This window comes from Streptomyces sp. SCSIO ZS0520 (genome assembly GCF_025643355.1).
In the GTDB taxonomy this organism is placed as follows: domain Bacteria; phylum Actinomycetota; class Actinomycetes; order Streptomycetales; family Streptomycetaceae; genus Streptomyces; species Streptomyces physcomitrii.
Genome location: NZ_CP092644.1, coordinates 417875 through 436563, shown reverse-complemented (window position 1 = coordinate 436563; position 18689 = coordinate 417875). Strand labels below are relative to the sequence as shown.

The window sequence follows — 18689 nt, the reverse complement described above, 5'->3', positions numbered from 1 at the left end:
CGTACGGCTCCTGGACGGCGAAGTGGCGAGCGGGGGTCAGCCCTTGACGGCGCCGGACATGATGCCGCCGACGATCCGCTTGCCGAAGAGCACGAACACCACGAGCAGCGGCAGGGTGCTGATCAGCGCGCCGGCCATCACGATGCTCGTGTCGGGGGTGTACGAGGCGCTCAGCTGGCCGAGGGCCACCTGCAGGGTGGGGTTCTCCTGGTTCAGGGCGAGGTAGGGCCAGAAGAAGTCGTTCCATGCCTGGACGAAGGTGAGCATGCCGAGCACCATCATCGCGGGGCGGGCCACCGGCAGCACCACGCTCAGCACGATGCGGAAGTTGTGCGCGCCGTCGATCTTGGCGGCCTCGATCAGCTCGTACGGCAGCGCCTCGCTCAGGTACTGCCGCATGAAGAACACCCCGAAGGCGCTGACCAGGGTCGGGAAGATCACCGCTTCCAGGTCTCCGCCCCAGCCGAGGTCGGCCATCATCATGAACAGCGGGACGACGCTGAGCTGCGGCGGGATCGTCAGCGTCAGGATCACTCCGGTCATCAGAGCGCCGCGGCCGCGGAAGCGCATCTTGGCGAAGGCGTAGCCGGCCAGGGTGCAGAAGAAGAGCGTCGCCGCCGTGATGCAGCCGGCCACGATGACGCTGTTGACGATCGCCTTGCCCAGGTGGGCCTGGGTCCAGGCGGCGTCCAGGTTGTGCAGGAGGCGGTCGCCCGGCAGGAACGGCGGGGTGCCGGCCAGCACCTCGTCCTGGGTGTGGGACGCGGCCACGAGGGTCCAGTACAGCGGCAGCAGCGAGCCGATGCCGACGACGGCCAGCGCGAGGTAGGAGAACGGGCCGCCCTTCAGCTGCTGCCCGGCACCGGGTGTGAAGCGGCGGGTGCGCTTCGGCGCGCGGTGGGCGGAAGGCGCCGTGAGGAGGGGCTCCGGGACGCCGGTGGGGCTGGTGATGGTCATGGGATCTCGCTCCCGGTCAGACCGCGGATGGGCGTACGAAGCGGCCGATGAGCCAGTGGACCGCGGCGATGATCAGCAGGAGGGCGAGCATCGCCCAGGCCACTGCGGCGGCCGGACCGAGATGCCCGAGGTTCCAGCCGTAGTTGTAGAGGTAGACGCTGAGGGTCTCGTACTGATTCTCGTTGCCGCCGGTCGCGCCGAGGGTGCCGCCCTCGAGGAGCAGGGGCTCACCGAAGAGCTGCAGGGATCCGATGGTCGAGATGACGATCGTGAAGAGGATGGTGGGCCGCAGGGAGGGGATGGTCACCTTGCGGAACTGCTGCCAGCGCGAGGCGCCGTCGAGCGCGGCCGCCTCGTAGAGGTCGGACGGCACCGCCTGCATCGCGGCCAGGTAGATCAGGGCGTTGTAGCCGGTCCAGCGCCAGATCACGATGACCGCGATGGCGATCTTCGATGTCCAGTGGCCGTTGGCCCAGTTGGTGTCGCCGAGGCCGGCGAAGTGCAGCACCCAGTTCAGCAGGCCGCCGTCGGCCCGGAAGACCAGGGCGAAGACGAGGGCCGCGGAGGCCACCGAGGTGGCGTAGGGGGTGAGGACGACGGTGCGCCAGAAGGTGCTGGCGCGCAGCTTGTAGTTGAGCAGGTGGGCCAGGCCGAGCGCGACGAGCAGCTGCGGGACCACCGAGATGACGCCGATCAGGAAGGTGTTGGTGACGGCCGTCCAGAACTCGGAGTCGTGCAGGATCCTGTCGAAGTTCGCCCAGCCGACCCACTCCATCCGGTCCATGCCGGTCATCTCGACCCGGTGCAGGGCGATCCAGCCGGTGTAGAGCAGCGGGTAGAGCCCGAACGCCCCGAAGACGAGGAAGAACGGGGCGATGTAGGCGTACGGCGACGCCTTGTCGTCGAAGCGCCAGAGCCGGCTCCGCCAGGTCTGCCGGCGGGTGTCCGCCGGTCTGCGCTGGGAGCCGCGAGGTGGCGACGCGTAGGCGTCCCGGGTGGGAGACGAGGTGGCCACGAGCGGGAGTCCTTCCCTGGGGTGCTTGAGGTGCCGGGGTGCGGGGCGGAGGCCGAAGGCGTGCGCGGCGGGCTTCCCCGGGCGGGCGGAGCGGTCGGGCCGCCCCGTCCCCGTAGAGGTCCACCGGGAGGTACCGGCCGCCCCGCGGGCCGGGGTGCCGGTCCTGGTCGACGGCTCCCGGGGTCACGCAGGCGCGGGCGCGTCCGGCGGATCGGGCCGGACGCGCCCCGGCGCACGTCAGCCGATCACCTTGTCGATCGACTTGACGGCCGCCTCCCAGGCGTCGTCCGGCTCGGTGCCGCGCTGCTCCATGTTGTTGATCTGGGTGGAGATGGTGTCCTTGATCGCCGCGTCCTTCGGGCCGAGGATCGTCTCGGGGATGGACTCGGCCTCGTCGGCGTAGATCCGGCCGATCGGGGCGTCGTTGAAGTAGGGCAGGGTCGCGGTCTTCACGTCGGGCAGCTCGTAGGCGCCCTTGTTGGACGGGAAGGAACCGATCGCCTTGAAGACGGCGGCCTGCTGCTCGGGGGCGGTGAGCCACTTGACGAGCTTCGCGGCCTCGTCGACGTGCTTGCCGGTCTTCGGGACGCCGAGGAAGGACCCGCCCCAGTTGGCCGCGGTGGCGCCGGGGGCGGTGGTGATGTCCCACTTGCCCTTGTTCGCGGCACCGGCGTTCACGCTGATCTGACCGGCCATCCAGGCGGGGCAGACCACGGTGGCCATCGTGCTCTTGCGCAGCGCGGCGTTCCACGGGTCGCTGAACTGGGCGAGGCCCTGGGTCAGCTTCTTGCCCGCCGCCTCGGCCGCGAGGTTCCAGCCCTGCCGGACGCTGGGGCTGTCCTGGTAGACCGCCTTGCCGTTCTCGTCGTAGTACTGCTTCGCGTGGGAGCTGACGACGGCGTTGTACATGGCGCTGGCGGAGTCCATGAAGTAGGTGCCCGCGGGGGCCTTCTTCCTGAACTCCTCGCCGAGTTCGAGGTAGTCCTCCCAGCCGCCGGAGATCCTGGCGGCGACCTCCTTGCGGTCGGTGGGCAGACCGGCCTTCTTGAACAGCTCGGTGTTGTAGCAGAGCGACATCGGGCCGATGTCGGTACCCGCGCCGATCACCTTTCCGTCGGCCGTGGTGGCCTGCTTCTCCTTCCACGACACGAACTCGTCGGCGTCGACGACCTCGCTCAGGTCGGCGAACTGGTCCGCCTTGGTGTCGACGAGCTCCTTGATGCGGCCGACCTCCAGACCCTGGACGTCGGCGAGGCCGCTGCCCGAGTTCAACTGCTGGAGCAGCTTGGGGTAGTAGACCTTCTCATCGGCGGTGGTGTCCTCCTTCACCGTGATGTTCGGGTGCAGTTCGTGGTACTTGGCGAAGAGACCGGCTTCCTTGTAGCCGAACTGGCCGAAGTCGGCGACGGTCAGCGTGATCTTCCCGTTCGCGTCGGAGGACTCGTCCACGTCCGAGTCGTCGCTGCTGCAACCGCTCAGCAGCAGCGCTGAGGCGGTCAGGCCCGTGGTGGCCAGGACCGCGACTCTGCGACTCCGGCCGGCGGCGGTGCGGGTGATACGCATTCCACTACTCCTTGTTCCAGGGCGGGACTGGCTCACTGCGTGGCATACGCGCTGGTGAATGCGGGTGCCGAAGGGGTTCGGGGGAGGGCGCGAGCAGCGCCGTCCATGCGGCGATCCCGATGTGGGAGCGCTCCCATGCGTCGATGTCGGAAGAGTCCTGCCTGCGGGGAGGGGTGTCAAGAGTTGAAGACGCTTCCGTTGCGTGAGCGTGTCCCGCACGTCACGGGACCGTGTCCGCCCGCGGGCTTGCCAGGGTGGTCGGCCGCGTTGCGGCGCGCGGCGCGGTTTTGAATTCCCGCAGGTGGCAGGCGAGTTGAGGTGTGATCCTGGTCGGACCTCCACGAAGAACCGGCCGTGGAGCCGGTTTTCCGGCAGGGCCCGGAGCCGGTCCTCGAAGTCCTGGGGTCCCGCCGGGAAGTGAAGGGGGTGCGCCGTGGAGGGGGCGGGGGAGCGGAGTCGCGCGTTCTCCGCCCGAAGCCGAAGCCGAAGCCGAAGCCGAAGCCGAAGCCGAAGCCGAAGCCGAAGCCGAAGCCGTCGGGCCGGTGGTCGCCGTGTGCGGCAACGGCGGGGGCGGGTCCCCGCTCGGCTCGTACCCCGAGGAGGTCCGGTTCGTACTCTTCGGCCAGGCCGCCTACGAGGCCTTCGCGTCCGCGCGCGACGACTGGGCGGAGGGCTGAGCGGAACCGGAGCGGCGCCGGGTGTCCATAGCCCCCCGACTCGGCGAAGACCGGAGGAATCGACCGCGACATGTGCGTGAACGTGCTGAAAATCCAGTCACATCGAGCACTTCCGATCGCCTGACGGCTCGGGCAGAATCGGGCCCCGGTGCTCCGTACGCCCGTCGGCCAGGCGCGTGCGGTCCGACCCGACGCACCGGCAGTGCCGACCACCTGCGCGAGACCCTGGGAGAACGATCCGGATGACGGCTATCAACCGACGGCGCTTCATGCAGCTCGCGGGCGGCACCGCCGCCATGTCCGCGCTGAGCGGCAGCATCGCGAAGGCGGCCGCGATCCCCGCGAACCGCCGCACCGGCTCCCTGGAGGACGTCGAGCACATCGTGGTCCTGATGCAGGAGAACCGCTCCTTCGACCACTACTACGGCGCCCTGCGCGGCGTCCGCGGCTTCGGCGACCCGCGCCCGGTGAAGCTGCCGAACAACAAACCCGTCTGGTACCAGGCCCAGAACGGCAAGGAGGTCCCGCCCTTCCGGCCCGAGGAGGACGACCTCGGCATGAAGTTCATCGAGGGCCTCAACCACGACTGGAACGGCGGCCACTCGGCCTTCAACAACGGCAACTACGACAACTGGCTCCCCGCCAAGGGCACCGGCACCATGGCCCACCTCACCCGCGAGGACATCCCCTTCCACTACGCCCTCGCGGACGCCTTCACCATCTGCGACGCCTACCACTGCTCGCTGATGGGCGCCACCGACCCCAACCGCTACTACATGTGGTCCGGTTACGTCGGCAACGACGGCACCGGCGGCGGCCCGGTCATCGACAACGCCGAGAAGGGCTACGGCTGGACCACCTACCCCGAGCGCCTGGAGGAGGCCGGGGTCTCCTGGAAGGTCTACCAGGACATCGGCGACGGACTCGACGCCGAGGGCAAATGGGGCTGGATCGACGACGCCTACCGCGGCACCTACGGCGACAACTCGCTGCTCTACTTCAACAGCTACCGCAACGCCCAGCCCGGCGACCCGCTCTACGACAAGGCCCGCACCGGCACCGACGCCAAGGCGGGGGACGGCTACTTCGACCAGCTCAAGGCCGACGTCCTCGCGGGCGAACTCCCCCAGGTCTCCTGGATCGTCGCCCCCGAGGCCTTCTCCGAACACCCCAACTGGCCCGCCAACTACGGCGCCTGGTACGTGGCCCAGGTCCTGGAGGCGCTCACCGCCGACCCCGAGGTGTGGAGCAGGACCGCGCTGCTGCTCACCTTCGACGAGAACGACGGCTACTTCGACCACGTGGTGCCGCCCTACGCCCCCGCCTCCGCGAACGACGGCCTGTCCACCGTGGACGTCGAGGGCGAGCACTACAAGCCCGGCACCGGGGACAGCAACATGGCCGGACCCTACGGACTCGGCCAGCGGGTGCCCATGCTCGTCCTCTCGCCCTGGAGCACCGGCGGCTACGTCTGCTCCCAGACCTTCGACCACACCTCGATCATCCAGTTCATCGAGCGCCGCTTCGGGGTCGCCGAACCCCAGATCTCCCCCTGGCGCCGCGCGGTCTGCGGCGATCTCACCGCCGCCTTCGACTTCTCCCGCAAGGACCCCGAGGTGCCCGAACTGCCGGACACCGACGCCTATCTGCCGCCCGACCACGAGCGCCACGACTCCTGGATCCCGCCCGTCCCCGCCGACGGCGCGCTGCCCGCCCAGGAGTCCGGGAACCGCCCGGCCCGCGCCCTGCCCTACGACCTCGCGGTGGACGCCGGCCCCGCCGAGGACCCGAAGCGGCTGCGCCTGTCCTTCGCCAGCCACGGCGGCGCCGGCGCCCACTTCCACGTCACCTCCGACATCCGCAGCGACGCCCCCTGGGTGTACACGGTCGGCGCCGGGGACACCCTCGACGACACCTGGGCCACCGACGCGGGACAGGAGCAGGCGTACGACCTGACCGTGCACGGACCCGCGGGCTTCTACCGGCGCTTCAGCGGCCACCTCGCCCAGCCGGGCCCCGAGGTCACCGCCCGCCACGAGAAGTCCACCGGCCGCACCCGCCTGACCATCCGCAACACCGGCAAGGCGGCCGTCGCCGTCACCATCACCGACGCCTACCACGGCAGCCGCTCGGTGAAGCGCAGCCTGAAGGCCGGGGCGAGCGTCGAGCACCTCACCCGGGACGCCGGCCACGGCTGGTACGACGTCTCCGTGACCACCGACCACGACAAGGGCTATCTGCGGCGCTACGCGGGCCATGTCGAGACCGGCCGCCCGAGCAGCAGCGACCCGGCACTCGGAGTCTGACCGTCCGGAACCGCCGGGTGCACGCCTTCGTGCACCCGGCGCCCGCCGGACCGCTGGCAGTGCGGCATCGATGTCGGATTCCCGCCAGCGCCGGACACCCTCGGTGCCCGATCCTTGACCCATGCACACCGACACCGAGCGCTGTCTGCGCGCCGTCCGCTCCAAGGACGCGCGCTTCGACGGGTGGTTCTTCACCGCGGTCCTCACCACCGGGATCTACTGCCGCCCCAGCTGCCCCGTGGTGCCGCCCAAGCCGGAGAACATGCGCTTCCACCCGAGCGCCGCGGCCTGCCAGCAGGCCGGCTTCCGCGCCTGCAAGCGCTGCCGCCCCGACACCAGCCCCGGCTCCCCGGAGTGGAACCAGCGCGCCGACCTGGTCGCCCGCGCGATGCGGCTGATCGCCGACGGGGTGGTCGACCGCGAGGGAGTGCCCGGGCTCGCCGACCGCCTCGGCTACAGCGCCCGCCAGGTGGAGCGCCAGCTGCGCGCCGAACTCGGCGCCGGGCCCCTGGCATTGGCCCGCTCCCAGCGCGCCCAGACCGCGCGGCTGCTCATCGAGACGACCACGCTGCCGATGGCCGAGGTCGCCTTCGCCGCCGGGTTCGCCTCCATCCGCACCTTCAACGACACCGTCCGCGAGGTCTTCGCGCTCTCCCCGAGCGCCCTGCGCGCCCGCGCCCCGCGCTCCACGGCCACCCCCGGCGCGATCAGCCTCCGGCTGCCCTTCCGGGCCCCGCTCACCCCGGACAACCTCTTCGGCCACCTGGCCGCCACCGCCGTACCCGGCGTCGAGGAGTGGCGCGCGGGCGCCTACCGCCGCACCCTGCGACTGCCCTACGGCCACGGAATCGCCGCCCTCAGCCCCGCCCCGGACCACATCGCCTGCCGCCTGACCCTCACCGACCAGCGCGATCTGACCGTGGCCATCAGCCGCTGCCGCCGCCTGCTCGACCTCGACGCGGACCCGGTGGCCGTCGACGGGCAACTGCGCGCCGACCCCGCGCTCGCCCCGCTGGTGGACAAGGCCCCGGGGCGCCGGGTGCCGCGCACCGTCGACGAGGCGGAGTTCGCGGTCCGCGCGGTGCTCGGCCAGCAGGTCTCCACCGCCGCCGCCCGCACCCACGCGGCCCGCCTGGTGACGGCGTACGGCGAGCCCGTGGAGGACACCGAGGGCGGGCTCAGCCACCTCTTCCCCGATCCCGAGGCCCTCGCCGCCCTGGACCCGGAGGCGCTGGCCCTCCCGCGCAGCCGCCGCCGCACCCTGACCACCCTGGTCGCCGCCCTCGCCTCGGGAAGCCTGCGGCTCGGCGCCGAGTCCGACTGGGACGAGGCCCGCGCCCGCCTCGGGGAACTGCCCGGCTTCGGGCCCTGGACCGTGGAGGTCATCGCGATGCGCGCCCTCGGCGACCCCGACGCCTTCCTCCCCGGCGACCTCGGCATCCGCCGCGCGGCCCGCGAGCTGGGGCTGCCCTCGACCCCGGCCGCGCTCACCGCCCGCGCCGCGGTCTGGCGGCCCTGGCGCGCCTACGCGGTCCAGTACCTCTGGGCCACCGACGACCACCCGATCAACGAACTCCCCGCCTGAGCCGCCGCCCGTACGCGAGACTCGTCCCCGGCAGCAGGAAACCCGAAAGGCAGAAACCTCCCATGAAGCAGCACATGGTCACCGAAGGGCTGGGCCCCTACGGCCCGCTCACCCTGGTGGCCACCGACGGCCGCCTCAGCGGCCTGTACATGACCGACCACCGGCACCGGCCGCCCTTCGAGGAGTTCGGCCACGAGGACCCGGAGCCCTTCACCGAGGTCCGCGCCCAGCTGGCGGCCTACTTCGCCGGTGAGCTCAAGGAGTTCGACCTCCCGCTCGCCGCGACGGGCACCGCGTTCCAGCAGCGGGTCTGGCGCGCCCTCCTCGACATCCCCTACGGCGAGACCCGCAGCTACGGCGAACTCGCCACCGCCCTCGGCAATCCGAAGGCCTCCCGCGCGGTGGGCCTCGCCAACGGCCGCAATCCGGTGAGCATCATCGTCCCCTGCCACCGCGTCATCGGCGCCGACGGCAGCCTGACCGGCTACGGCGGCGGCATCGAACGCAAGCGCGGGCTGCTCGACTTCGAGCGGGGCGCGGCGCTTTTCTGAGGACGGCTCGGCGCTCTTCCGGGGACGCCGCGGGCCCTGGCTGTCCTCGGAACGGCCGCGCCTCGACCGGGCGGTACCGGCCATCGGCGGTACCGCCGATGGCCGGTACCGCCCGGTCGAGGCGGGTGTGCAGGAGGCGGCCGCCGCCGTCGAGGAGAGCCGGGGCCCGTCCTCGACGGCGGCGGCCGAGCGGTGGCCGAGTGGTGACCGTGCGGTGGCCGAGCGGCGCCCGGGCCGACGCCGCTCAGCGTCGGCCGCGGGACCCGAGGCCCGGCCCGGCTACTTCAGGTGCCGGTCGTAGAAGCGGCCCCCGTCCTCCACTTCGAACCACGGGGTGCCGACGTGCCCGCCCATATTGGCGTGCAGCGTCTTCTCCTCGCTGCCGAAGGCGTCGAACAGGTCGAGGGCCCGCTGCCGGGGATTCCCCTCGTCGTCCCACTGCAGCAGCAACAGCAGCGGGACGGTGACCTGCCGGGCCTCCTCGCGCTGGGCGCGGGGCACATAGCCCCCGGCGAAGAAACCGGCGGCCCGGATGCGCGGGTCGACCACCGCGAGGCGGATGCCGAGGGCGGTCCACCCCGAGTACCCGACCGGGCCGTCGACTTCGGGCAGCGCCAGGAGGGCGTCCAGGGTGGTCCGCCACTCCGGGACCGCCCTGTCGACCATCGAGCCGACGAGGGACTCGAAGATCTCGTCGACCGGTTCGCCGGCCCCCATCGCCCGGCGGAGATCGGCGCGGGCCTGCTCGTCGGCGGCGGAACGGGGCCGGTCACCGCACCCGGCGGCGTCGATGGTGGCCACCGCGTAACCGGCCGCCGCGGTGTGCCGGGCCCGGGCGCGCAGCCGGGGCTGCGCCATGGGCAGGCCGTTGTTGTGGGCCATCAGGACCAGCGGGGTCGGTGCGGCGGACTGCGGCGTCCACAGGGTGCCGGGGATCTCGCCGAGGGTGAAGTCGCGGGCGAGGACGCCGTCTTCGTGGCGCTCTTGGGAGGTGAAGTGCATGGTCGTGCCTTTCGGGAGGGCTCAGGAACGGCGCTCCCGGACGACCTGTCGCCCAGCCGTGACCCCGGAGGAGAGCACCCATGTCGATACGTTCACGGGTACCACCTCCTCGTTCTCTCGCACGGCCTCCGGCAGGTTAGCAGCGGCCGCCGCGGTCCGTTCAACGGTTTTTCCGCGGTGCCGTACGGGCCGGACTCCACCGGGCCGCGCACCGACGCGATCCCGCTTCTGCGGCCCAACTCCCGCCCCCCGCCGCCCAGTTCGGCGCTCATCCCGCCAGTCCGGCGAGCAGCCTCGGCAGCGCCGTGCCGATAAGCTCGCGGACCACCTCGTCGGCCAGTTCGTCGTACGGGGTGGCCTCGGCGTTGACGATGACCAGCCGCGCCCCGTGGTCGGCGGCGACGCCCGCGAGACCGGCCGCGGGCTGCACCTGGAGGCTGCTGCCGACCGCGAGGAAGACCTCGCAGGCCTTCGCGACCGCCACCGCCTCGGCGAGCACCGCGCTGTCCAGGCTCTGGCCGAACATCACGGTCGCCGTCTTGAGGATGCCGCCGCAGACCAGGCAGCGCGGATCCTCCTCGCCCGCCTCGACCCGGTCGAGCGCCTCCCGCAGCCCGGAACGCGCCCCGCACTGCGTGCACACGATCGACCGTGCGCTGCCGTGCAGTTCGAGCACCTTGCGGCCGGGCATCCCGGCGAGCTGGTGCAGCCCGTCGACGTTCTGCGTGATGACCCGCACCGGCGTGCCCGCCCGCTCAAGCCGGGCCACCGCCTCGTGCGCAGCGTTGGGCCGCGCGTCCAGGGTCCGGTTGGCCCGCCGCAGCTGCCAGGAACGGCGCCTGATCTCCGGGTCGTTCATGTAGTACGCGTAGGTGACCAGCTTCTCCGCCTCCGGATCCCGCCGCCACAGCCCCTGCGGGCCGCGGTAGTCGGGGATGCCCGAGTCGGTGGAGATACCGGCCCCGCTGAGGATCGCCACCAGCGGCCCGCGCCCCTCGCCGGGGGCTGCCGCACCGGTGGACGAGGCCTGGGTCTGCGCGCCGTCGGAAGCCATGACGCGAGGGTACGCAGGAGGCCGCGGCCCGGGCGAGCGGATAGTGCGCGGGGGAGGGGGACGGGGGACGGGGAGTCCCGGGGAGGTGCTGGGGAGCAGGATGGTGGCCGCAGGCGGTAGAAAGCGCTTTCTCACTCTTGCTAGGGTCCGGATACCGGCCCCCGGCGAACCCCGCCCGGCCGATGATCAAGACATCCCGAGGCGAGGAGCACACGGTGGGCGAGAGCGGGACGGGCGCGGCGGCCACGGACGGGCCGCGTGGCGCCCGGGTGCTCCTCGCCCCCGACAAGTTCAAGGGCACCCTCTCCGCCGCCGAGGTCGCCCGGCACGTACGGGCCGGGCTGCTCTCCGTGCTGCCCTCGCTGCCGGTGGAGTCGCTGCCGGTCGCGGACGGGGGAGACGGCACGGTCGCCGCCGCCCTCGCCGCCGGGTTCCAGCCTCGCGAGGCCCGGGTCACCGGACCACTGGGCGAGCCGGTCAGCGCCACCTGGGCGCTGCGCGAGGGCGTCGCCGTACTGGAGATGGCCGAGGCCTCCGGTCTCGGGCTGCTGCCGCCGGGGCACTTCGCGCCGCTCACGGCCACCACCCGCGGCACCGGCGAACTGATCGCCGCCGCCCTGGACTCCGGCGCCCGGTCCCTCGTCCTCGGCGTGGGCGGCAGCGCCACCACCGACGCCGGTACGGGCATGCTCAACGCCCTCGGGGCCCGCTTCACCGATGCCGGGGGCCGCCCTCTGCCGCCCGGCGGCGGCGCCCTGGCCCGGCTCGCCGCGGTGGACCTCGGCGGGCTCGACCCCCGCCTCGCCCAAGCGGAGATCGTGCTCGCGAGCGACGTCGACAACCCGCTGACCGGCCCGCGCGGCGCCGCCCTCGTCTACGGCCCGCAGAAGGGCGCGAACCCCGAGGAGGCCGCCCTCCTGGACGCCGCCCTCGGCCACTGCGCCGAGGTCCTCGGCCGCGCCCTCGGGCCCGGTGCCGCCCGGCTCGCCGAGGCGCCCGGAGCGGGAGCGGCGGGCGGACTCGGCTACGGAGCCCTTGCGGGCCTCGGCGCCGTCTTCCGCCCCGGCATCGAGGTCCTCCTGGAGGTGCTCGGCTTCGGGGCGGCGCTGGCCCGCTGCTCGCTGGTGGTGACCGGTGAGGGCTCCCTCGACGCGCAGACACTGCACGGCAAGGCCCCGGCCGGGGTGGCGGCTGCGGCCCGCGCCGCGGGGCGGGAGACGGTCGTCGTCTGCGGCAGGCTGGCCCTCGGCCCCGAACAGCTCGCCGGGGCCGGTATCGCCCGCGCCTACGCCCTCGCCGAGGTGGAACCGGACCTGGACCGCTGCCTGGCCGCCCCCGGCCCCCTCCTCGAACAACTCGGCGCACGGATCGCCCGGGACTTCCTGACCGGCACCCGCACCTCCGCGTAGCAGCCCGGCCCGTAATCCGCGTAGCAGCCCGGACCCGTACCTCCGCCTCGCGCGGTGGGGAGCGGCCGGAGACGCCGCGCGGCCGGAGGAGCAGCCGAACCACGCTGCGGCAGGAACACGCCTGAGGCCCGGACCGGAAGATCCGGTCCGGGCCTCAGCCCTGTCGTGCCCTACCGCGCGCCCTACGGGAGTTGGGTCGCCCGTGCCTCGCGGCGGTTGTCGCGGAAGTTGTGCACCCGGCGGGCCGTCGCGAAGATCGGGATCACCGCGCCGAGCACCACCTGGAGCGCGCAGCCCGTCTGGAGCAGGAGCTGACCGCCGGGGGCGTCGAAGGCCCAGGCGGAGAGCATGCCCATGGCAGTCGCGATCCAGGCCAGCATCGCCACGGCGAGCGGGCCGCGCGGCTTCGGGTACTCGACCCGGCTCACCATCAGCCAGGCGGTGCCGATGATCGCCAGCAGGGTGGCCGCGAAGGGCAGCTCCAGGAGGACGATCGAGACCACCGTGAGCGCGCCGAAGGGGCTCGGCATGCCCTGGAAGGTGCCGTCCTTCACGGTCACACAGGAGAACCTGGCAAGCCGCAGCACCACCGCCAGGAGCACCACGATCGCGCCGAGGGCGGCGACCCGCTGCGAGGCGTCCTCGGCGACCATGCCGTACACCAGGACGAAGTACGCGGGGGCCAGGCCGAAGCTGATCAGGTCCGAGAGGTTGTCCAGCTCGGCGCCCATCGGGGAGCTGCGCAGCTTGCGCGCCACCAGTCCGTCGAAGAGGTCGAAGACCGCGGCGCAGAGCATCAGGATCACCGCGGTGGCCGCCGAGTGGCGGGCCATGCCCGACTCGGTGCTGCCGGTCAGGTGCGGGATGAGGATGCCGGTGGTGGTGAAGTACACCGCCATGAAGCCGCAGGTGGCGTTGCCCAGGGTGAGGGCGTCCGCTATCGAGAGACGGAGTGAGAGCGGCATCTCCTCCCCGTCGTCCTCCTGGTCCGCCTCGGGCACCCAGTCGGTGTGCGAAGCGGTCTCCGGATCATCAATCACGGTCAATTCGAGTCACCCCAGCTGTCGTCTTCTGACCCACCTCGACCGCGATGTCGACTCCCTCGGGGAGGTACAGGTCGACGCGCGAGCCGAAGCGGATCAGGCCGATCCGCTCGCCCTGCTCGACCTTGGTCCCCTCGGGGAGGTACGGCACGATGCGGCGCGCCACGGCACCCGCGATCTGGATCATCTCGATGTCGCCGAGTTCGGTGTCGAAGTGCCAGACAACGCGCTCGTTGTTCTCGCTCTCCTTGTTGAACGCCGGTACGAAGCCGCCCGGTACGTGCTCCACGGAGGTCACCGTGCCCGCCAGCGGCGCCCGGTTCACATGGACGTTCAGCGGGCTCATGAAGATCGCGACGCGAGTGCGCCCGTCCTTCCACGGCATGATGCTCTGCACCACGCCGTCGGCGGGGGAGATCACGCGCCCCTGGGAGATCTCGCGCTCCGGGTCGCGGAAGAACCACAGCATGCCCGCCGCGAGCGCGGTGGCGGGCACGGCGAGGGCGGCGGCAGCCTTGGAGCGGCGGGCGCGGGCCAGGCCGAGGGCCGCGGTGGCCACGGTCGGCAGGAGCCACGGCGAAGCTCCGCGCGCGAGGGAGACGCCGGCGAGGCTGTCGCGAGGTGCAGAGGTAGGGCTGTGGGGCATGGATGACCTTCGTAGCGGATGATGCCGCGCGGTGACGGGGGACGGCGGCTTTCCGGCGATCGTATCGGTTGCGGGCCGCAACTGGGCAAGCCAGGAAGCCGAGTCGGCGCCCGCAGAGGGTGACGGGGTGTGATCCTCAGGTGGAGGAAAACACCCCGTACCCGAACATCTAGCCCTGCAGTCGATACTCTTCGAGCAGCCGACGACCAATGATCATTTTTTGGATCTCGGCGGTACCTTCACCGATCAGCAGCATCGGGGCCTCCCGGTAGAGACGCTCGATCTCGTACTCCTTCGAGAAGCCGTAGCCGCCGTGGATCCGGAAGGCGTCTTCGACGACCTCTTTGCAGTACTCGGAGGCGAGGTACTTCGCCATCCCTGCTTCGAGGTCGTTTCGCTCCCCGGAGTCCTTTTTGCGTGCAGCATTGACCATCATCGCATGGGCCGCTTCGACCTTGGTAGCCATCTCGGCCAGTTTGAACTGAATGGCCTGGTGCTGCGCGATGGCCTTTCCGAAGGTCTGGCGCTGCTGGGCGTAGGAAACACCCAGTTCGAAGGCACGCTGTGCCACTCCGCAGCCACGGGCCGCGACGTTCACCCGGCCCACCTCGACTCCGTCCATCATGTGGTAGAAACCACGGCCGGTCTCGCCGCCCAGCACGCGATTGGCCGGAATCCGCAGGTTGTCCATGATGAGCTCGGTCGTGTCGACGCCCTTGTAGCCCATCTTGTCGATCTTGCCGGGAATGGTGAGGCCCGGGCGGACCTCGCCGAAGCCCGGCTCCTTCTCGACGAGGAAGGTGGTCATCGACTTGTGCGGCGCGGTGCCCTCGGGGTGTCCTTCGTCACTGCGGGTCAGTACGGCGACCAGAGTCGAGGTGCCGCCGTTCGTCAGCCACATCTTCTGGCCGTTGAGGACGTACTCCTCGCCGTCCCGCACCGCCTTCGAGGAGATCGCCGAGACATCGGAGCCGAGCGCGGGCTCGGACATCGAGAAGGCGCCCCGGACCTCGCCCGCCGCCATCCGCGGCAGGAAGGTGTCCTTCTGCTCCTGGGTGCCGTGCTGCTTGAGCATGTACGCCACGATGAAGTGGGTGTTGATGATGCCCGAGACGGACATCCAGCCGCGGGCGATCTCCTCCACGCACAGCGCGTAGGTGAGCAGGGACTCGCCGAGGCCCCCGTACTCCTCCGGGATCATCAGCCCGAACAGGCCCAGCTCCTTCAGGCCTTCCACGATCTGCTGCGGGTACTCGTCCCGGTGCTCCAGCTCGGTCGCGACCGGGATGATCTCCTTGTCCACGAAGTCCCGGACCGTCTTCAGGATCTCCTGCTGGACGTCGTTGAGACCGTGGGTCTGCGCGAGTCGGCTCATGACTGCTTCTTCTCCTGGAGTTCCGGGCGGCCGGGCTGCTCTCCGCCGCGCTCCTTGATGTACGTCTCGGTCGGGACCATCACCTTGCGGCGGAAGACGCAGACGAGCGTGCCGTCCTGCTTGTAGCCCTTGGTCTCGACGTAGACGATGCCGCGGTCGTTCTTGGACTTCGAGGGCGTCTTGTCCAGGACCGTGGTCTCGCCGTAGATCGTGTCGCCGTGGAAGGTCGGCGCGACATGGCGCAGCGACTCGATCTCCAGGTTGGCGATGGCCTTGCCGGAGACGTCCGGCACGGACATGCCGAGCAGCAGCGAGTAGATGTAGTTGCCCACGACGACGTTCTTCCCGAAGTCGGTCGTCTTCTCCGCGTAGTTGCTGTCCAGGTGGAGCGGGTGGTGGTTCATCGTCAGCAGGCAGAAGAGGTGGTCGTCGTACTCGGTGACCGTCTTCCCGGGCCAGTGCTTGTAGACGTCGCCGACGGTGAACTCTTCGTAGGTGCGGCCGAACTGCATCTCTCTACGCCTCCGGGGCCTCGAACGTGGACGTGCGCTGCATGCCGGCCGCCCGGCCCTTGCCGGAGATCACGAGCGCCATCTTGCGGCTGGCCTCGTCGATCATCTCGTCGCCGAGCATGGCGGAGCCCTTCTTCCCGCCCGCCTCGGAGGTGTAGTAGTCGTAGGCGTCGAGGATCAGCTCGGCGTGGTCGAAGTCCTCCTGCGAGGGGGAGTAGATCTCGTTGGCCGCCTCGACCTGGCCCGGGTGCAGCACCCACTTGCCGTCGAAGCCGAGCGCGGCGCTGCGGCCGGCGACCTCGCGGTAGCCGTCCACGTTCTTGATCTGCAGGTACGGGCCGTCGATCGCCTGCAGGTCGTGGGTGCGCGCGGCCATCAGGATGCGCATCAGGATGTAGTGGTAGGCGTCGGCGGGGTAGCCGGGCGGCTGCTCGCCGACCACCAGGGACTTCATGTTGATGGAGGCCATGAAGTCCGCCGGGCCGAAGATGATGGTCTCCACCCGCGGCGAGGCGGCGGCGATCGCGTCGACGTTCACCAGGCCCTTGGCGTTCTCGATCTGCGCCTCGATGCCGATCTTGCCGACCTCGAAGCCCATGGTCTTCTCGATCTGGGTGAGCAGCAGGTCCAGGGCGACGATCTGCTGGGCGTCCTGCACCTTCGGCAGCATGATGCAGTCGAGGTTGGGCCCGGCGCCCTCGACGACGGTGACCACGTCGCGGTAGGTCCAGTGCGTGGTCCAGTCGTTGACGCGTACCACCCGCGTCTTGCCGGTCCAGTCGCCCTCGTTGAGGAACTTGACGATGGTGTGGCGCGCGTCCGGCTTCGCCAGCGGGGCGCAGGCGTCCTCCAGGTCCAGGAAGACCTGGTCGGCCGGGAGGCCCTGGGCCTTCTCCAGGAAGCGGGGGTTCGAGCCGGGCACCGCCAGACACGAGCGGCGCGGGCGGAGGCGGTTCACTGTCATGCGGGGACCTCAGTGCTTTCAAAGGAGTCGAGCTTGTTGGCCTTGCGGATCTCGTCGACGATGCGGCCGATGATCTCCGTGATGCCGAAGTCCTTCGGGGTGAAGACCGCGGCGACGCCCGCCGAGATGAGGGTCTCGGCGTCCGACTGGGGGATGATCCCACCGGCGATGACAGGAATGTCTGTGGCCCCTGTCTCACGCAGTCTGGTCAGCACGTCGGGGACGAGCTCGGCGTGCGAGCCGGAGAGGATCGACAGGCCCACGGCGTGCACGTCCTCGGCCAGGGCCGCGTTGACGATCTGCTCGGGCGTCAGCCGGATGCCCTGGTAGACCACCTCGAAGCCGGCGTCCCGCGCACGCACCGCGATCTGCTCGGCCCCGTTGGAGTGCCCGTCCAGGCCCGGCTTGCCCACCAGGAAGCGCAGCTTGCCGACGCCCATCTCCCGGGCCGTGCGGTCCACCTTCTCGCGGACCACCGCCAGCGGGCTGCCCTCCTCCGCGGCGACCGCGACCGGCGCGCTGGAGACACCCGTGGGCGCCCGGAACTCGCCGAAGACATCCCGCAGGGCCCAGGCCCACTCCCCGGTCGTCACCCCGGCCCTGGCGCACTCCAGGGTCGGTGCCATCAGGTTGTCGGTGCCCGCCGCCGCGCGCTTGAGGGCCTCCAGCGCGTCCTGGGCCCGGGCCTCGTCCCGCTCGGTGCGCCAGGTGTGCAGCTTGGCGACGACCCGGGCCTCGTTCTGCGGGTCGACGGTCATGATCGCGGTGCCGAGGTCCGCGGTGAGCGGGTTCGGCTCGGTGGACTCGTAGCAGTTGACGCCGACGATCTTCTCCTCGCCGGCCTCGATACGGGCCCGCCGCTCCGCGTGCGAGGACACCAGCTGCGATTTGAGGTAACCGGACTCGACGGCCGCCATGGCGCCGCCCATCTCCTCGATCCGGTCCATCTCCGTCAGGCACTCCTCGACGAGTGCGTCGACCTTGGACTCGATGACATGCGAGCCCGCGAAGATGTCCTCGTACTCCAAGAGGTCGCTCTCGTGGGCGAGGACCTGCTGGATGCGCAGCGACCACTGCTGGTCCCAGGGCCTGGGCAGACCCAGGGCCTCGTTCCAGGCGGGCAGCTGCACCGCGCGGGCGCGGGCGTCCTTGGAGAGGGTGACGGCCAGCATCTCCAGGACGATGCGCTGGACGTTGTTCTCCGGCTGCGCCTCGGTCAGGCCGAGGGAGTTGACCTGCACGCCGTAGCGGAAGCGGCGCTGCTTGTCGTTCTCGATGCCGTACCGCTCCCGGGTGACCTTCTCCCAGAGGCGGCCGAAGGCCCGCATCTTGCACATCTCCTCGATGAAGCGGACACCCGCGTTCACGAAGAAGGAGATGCGGGCCACCACGTCACCGAACTTCTCCGGCGGCACCTGGCCGGAGTCGCGTACGGCGTCGAGGACCGCGATGGCCGTCGACATCGCGTACGCGATCTCCTGCACCGGCGTGGCCCCGGCTTCCTGCAGGTGGTAGCTGCAGATGTTGATCGGGTTCCACTTGGGGATGTGGGCCACCGTGTACGTGATCATGTCGGTGGTCAGACGCAGCGAGGGCACCGGCGGGAAGACATGCGTCCCGCGCGAGAGGTACTCCTTGACGATGTCGTTCTGCGTCGTCCCCTGGAGCTTGGTGATGTCCGCACCCTGCTCTTCGGCGACCACCTGGTAGAGCGCGAGAAGCCACATCGCGGTGGCGTTGATCGTCATCGAGGTGTTCATCTGGTCCAGGGGGATGTCCTGGAACAGCCGCCGCATGTCACCGAGATGCGAGACCGGCACGCCGACCCGGCCGACCTCGCCGCGGGCGAGGATGTGGTCCGGGTCGTAGCCCGTCTGGGTCGGCAGGTCGAAGGCCACCGACAGACCCGTCTGGCCCTTGGCGAGGTTGCGCCGGTACAGCTCGTTGGACGCCTCGGCGGTCGAATGACCGGCGTACGTCCGCATGAGCCAGGGGCGGTCCTTCTTGCGCTCTGTCATGGGTTTCGGACC

16 protein-coding genes are annotated in these 18689 nt (G+C 70.9%); 5 read left to right on the top strand and 11 right to left on the bottom strand.

All coding sequences use genetic code 11. The annotated features are described in order from the left end of the window. Positions 1-36: 36 nt before the first annotated feature. From MID12_RS01505 to MID12_RS01495, 3 genes are all read right to left on the bottom strand, one after another. Positions 37-957 carry a carbohydrate ABC transporter permease gene (locus tag MID12_RS01505; protein WP_263164337.1) on the bottom strand — a complete coding sequence of 307 codons (921 nt, stop codon included), beginning with the start codon at positions 955-957 and terminating at the stop codon, positions 37-39. Positions 958-973: 16 nt separating this feature from the next. After that, the gene (locus tag MID12_RS01500; protein ID WP_263164335.1) at positions 974-1972 is read right to left on the bottom strand and encodes a carbohydrate ABC transporter permease; all 999 of its coding nucleotides are present in this window, start codon (positions 1970-1972) and stop codon (positions 974-976) included. Positions 1973-2209: 237 nt separating this feature from the next. Continuing rightward, positions 2210-3535 (bottom strand): ABC transporter substrate-binding protein, encoded by a 1326-nt coding sequence (locus MID12_RS01495; RefSeq protein WP_263164334.1) that lies wholly within the window; start codon positions 3533-3535, stop codon positions 2210-2212. Positions 3536-4086: 551 nt separating this feature from the next. Here MID12_RS01495 and MID12_RS01490 point away from each other — a divergent pair. The 4 genes from MID12_RS01490 to MID12_RS01475 all read left to right on the top strand — a co-directional run bounded on the left by MID12_RS01490 (position 4087) and on the right by MID12_RS01475 (position 8654). Continuing rightward, positions 4087-4212 carry a hypothetical protein gene (locus MID12_RS01490; RefSeq protein WP_263164332.1) on the top strand — a complete coding sequence of 42 codons (126 nt, stop codon included), beginning with the start codon at positions 4087-4089 and terminating at the stop codon, positions 4210-4212. Positions 4213-4454: 242 nt separating this feature from the next. Next, positions 4455-6518, top strand: a complete 2064-nt coding sequence (locus MID12_RS01485; RefSeq protein WP_040246222.1) for a phosphocholine-specific phospholipase C — start codon at positions 4455-4457, stop codon at positions 6516-6518. 121 nt (positions 6519-6639) lie between these two features. Further along, positions 6640-8103 carry an AlkA N-terminal domain-containing protein gene (locus MID12_RS01480; protein ID WP_263164330.1) on the top strand — a complete coding sequence of 488 codons (1464 nt, stop codon included), beginning with the start codon at positions 6640-6642 and terminating at the stop codon, positions 8101-8103. 62 nt (positions 8104-8165) lie between these two features. Continuing rightward, on the top strand, positions 8166-8654 hold the full coding sequence (locus tag MID12_RS01475) for a methylated-DNA--[protein]-cysteine S-methyltransferase (RefSeq protein ID WP_263164329.1): 489 nt from the start codon (positions 8166-8168) through the stop codon (positions 8652-8654). A gap of 279 nt (positions 8655-8933) precedes the next feature. On the opposite strand, the gene MID12_RS01470 is transcribed toward MID12_RS01475, so the two are convergent. After that, positions 8934-9656 carry a dienelactone hydrolase family protein gene (locus tag MID12_RS01470; protein ID WP_040246217.1) on the bottom strand — a complete coding sequence of 241 codons (723 nt, stop codon included), beginning with the start codon at positions 9654-9656 and terminating at the stop codon, positions 8934-8936. A 268-nt stretch (positions 9657-9924) separates the two neighbouring features. After that, on the bottom strand, positions 9925-10710 hold the full coding sequence (locus tag MID12_RS01465; RefSeq protein WP_263164326.1) for an SIR2 family NAD-dependent protein deacylase: 786 nt from the start codon (positions 10708-10710) through the stop codon (positions 9925-9927). A gap of 182 nt (positions 10711-10892) precedes the next feature. On the opposite strand from MID12_RS01465, the gene MID12_RS01460 reads away from it, so the two are divergent. Beyond that, positions 10893-12119 carry a glycerate kinase gene (locus MID12_RS01460; protein WP_263164323.1) on the top strand — a complete coding sequence of 409 codons (1227 nt, stop codon included), beginning with the start codon at positions 10893-10895 and terminating at the stop codon, positions 12117-12119. A 182-nt stretch (positions 12120-12301) separates the two neighbouring features. Here the strand turns inward: MID12_RS01460 and pssA are convergent, their stop codons facing one another. The 6 genes from pssA to MID12_RS01430 form a co-directional block, all read right to left on the bottom strand. Next, the gene (pssA, locus tag MID12_RS01455; RefSeq protein ID WP_040256007.1) at positions 12302-13120 is read right to left on the bottom strand and encodes a CDP-diacylglycerol--serine O-phosphatidyltransferase; all 819 of its coding nucleotides are present in this window, start codon (positions 13118-13120) and stop codon (positions 12302-12304) included. A 31-nt stretch (positions 13121-13151) separates the two neighbouring features. Continuing rightward, positions 13152-13808, bottom strand: a complete 657-nt coding sequence (locus MID12_RS01450; protein ID WP_040246215.1) for a phosphatidylserine decarboxylase — start codon at positions 13806-13808, stop codon at positions 13152-13154. 169 nt (positions 13809-13977) lie between these two features. Then, positions 13978-15183 carry an acyl-CoA dehydrogenase family protein gene (locus MID12_RS01445; protein ID WP_040246214.1) on the bottom strand — a complete coding sequence of 402 codons (1206 nt, stop codon included), beginning with the start codon at positions 15181-15183 and terminating at the stop codon, positions 13978-13980. Then, the gene (locus MID12_RS01440; RefSeq protein WP_040246211.1) at positions 15180-15695 is read right to left on the bottom strand and encodes a MaoC family dehydratase; all 516 of its coding nucleotides are present in this window, start codon (positions 15693-15695) and stop codon (positions 15180-15182) included. The genes MID12_RS01445 and MID12_RS01440 overlap by 4 nt, the downstream gene beginning before the upstream one ends. 4 nt (positions 15696-15699) lie before the next feature. After that, a complete protein-coding gene (locus MID12_RS01435; protein ID WP_040246210.1) occupies positions 15700-16659 on the bottom strand; it encodes an HpcH/HpaI aldolase/citrate lyase family protein in 960 nt (319 codons plus the stop codon). Next, positions 16656-18677 carry a protein meaA gene (locus tag MID12_RS01430; RefSeq protein ID WP_263164317.1) on the bottom strand — a complete coding sequence of 674 codons (2022 nt, stop codon included), beginning with the start codon at positions 18675-18677 and terminating at the stop codon, positions 16656-16658. The genes MID12_RS01435 and MID12_RS01430 overlap by 4 nt, the downstream gene beginning before the upstream one ends. Positions 18678-18689 lie beyond the last annotated feature (12 nt).

Bases quoted from the DNA above. Each gene is read 5' to 3' on its own strand.
- MID12_RS01495 (WP_263164334.1), bottom strand. From the start codon at position 3,535: ATGCGTATCACCCGCACCGCCGCCGGCCGGAGTCGCAGAGTCGCGGTC.
- MID12_RS01440 (WP_040246211.1), bottom strand. From the start codon at position 15,695: ATGCAGTTCGGCCGCACCTACGAAGAGTTCACCGTCGGCGACGTCTAC.
- MID12_RS01445 (WP_040246214.1), bottom strand. From the start codon at position 15,183: ATGAGCCGACTCGCGCAGACCCACGGTCTCAACGACGTCCAGCAGGAG.
- MID12_RS01435 (WP_040246210.1), bottom strand. From the start codon at position 16,659: ATGACAGTGAACCGCCTCCGCCCGCGCCGCTCGTGTCTGGCGGTGCCC.
- MID12_RS01460 (WP_263164323.1), top strand. From the start codon at position 10,893: ATGATCAAGACATCCCGAGGCGAGGAGCACACGGTGGGCGAGAGCGGG.
- MID12_RS01505 (WP_263164337.1), bottom strand. From the start codon at position 957: ATGACCATCACCAGCCCCACCGGCGTCCCGGAGCCCCTCCTCACGGCG.
- MID12_RS01485 (WP_040246222.1), top strand. From the start codon at position 4,455: ATGACGGCTATCAACCGACGGCGCTTCATGCAGCTCGCGGGCGGCACC.
- MID12_RS01465 (WP_263164326.1), bottom strand. From the start codon at position 10,710: ATGGCTTCCGACGGCGCGCAGACCCAGGCCTCGTCCACCGGTGCGGCA.
- MID12_RS01450 (WP_040246215.1), bottom strand. From the start codon at position 13,808: ATGCCCCACAGCCCTACCTCTGCACCTCGCGACAGCCTCGCCGGCGTC.
- MID12_RS01480 (WP_263164330.1), top strand. From the start codon at position 6,640: ATGCACACCGACACCGAGCGCTGTCTGCGCGCCGTCCGCTCCAAGGAC.
- MID12_RS01430 (WP_263164317.1), bottom strand. From the start codon at position 18,677: ATGACAGAGCGCAAGAAGGACCGCCCCTGGCTCATGCGGACGTACGCC.
- MID12_RS01475 (WP_263164329.1), top strand. From the start codon at position 8,166: ATGAAGCAGCACATGGTCACCGAAGGGCTGGGCCCCTACGGCCCGCTC.
- MID12_RS01470 (WP_040246217.1), bottom strand. From the start codon at position 9,656: ATGCACTTCACCTCCCAAGAGCGCCACGAAGACGGCGTCCTCGCCCGC.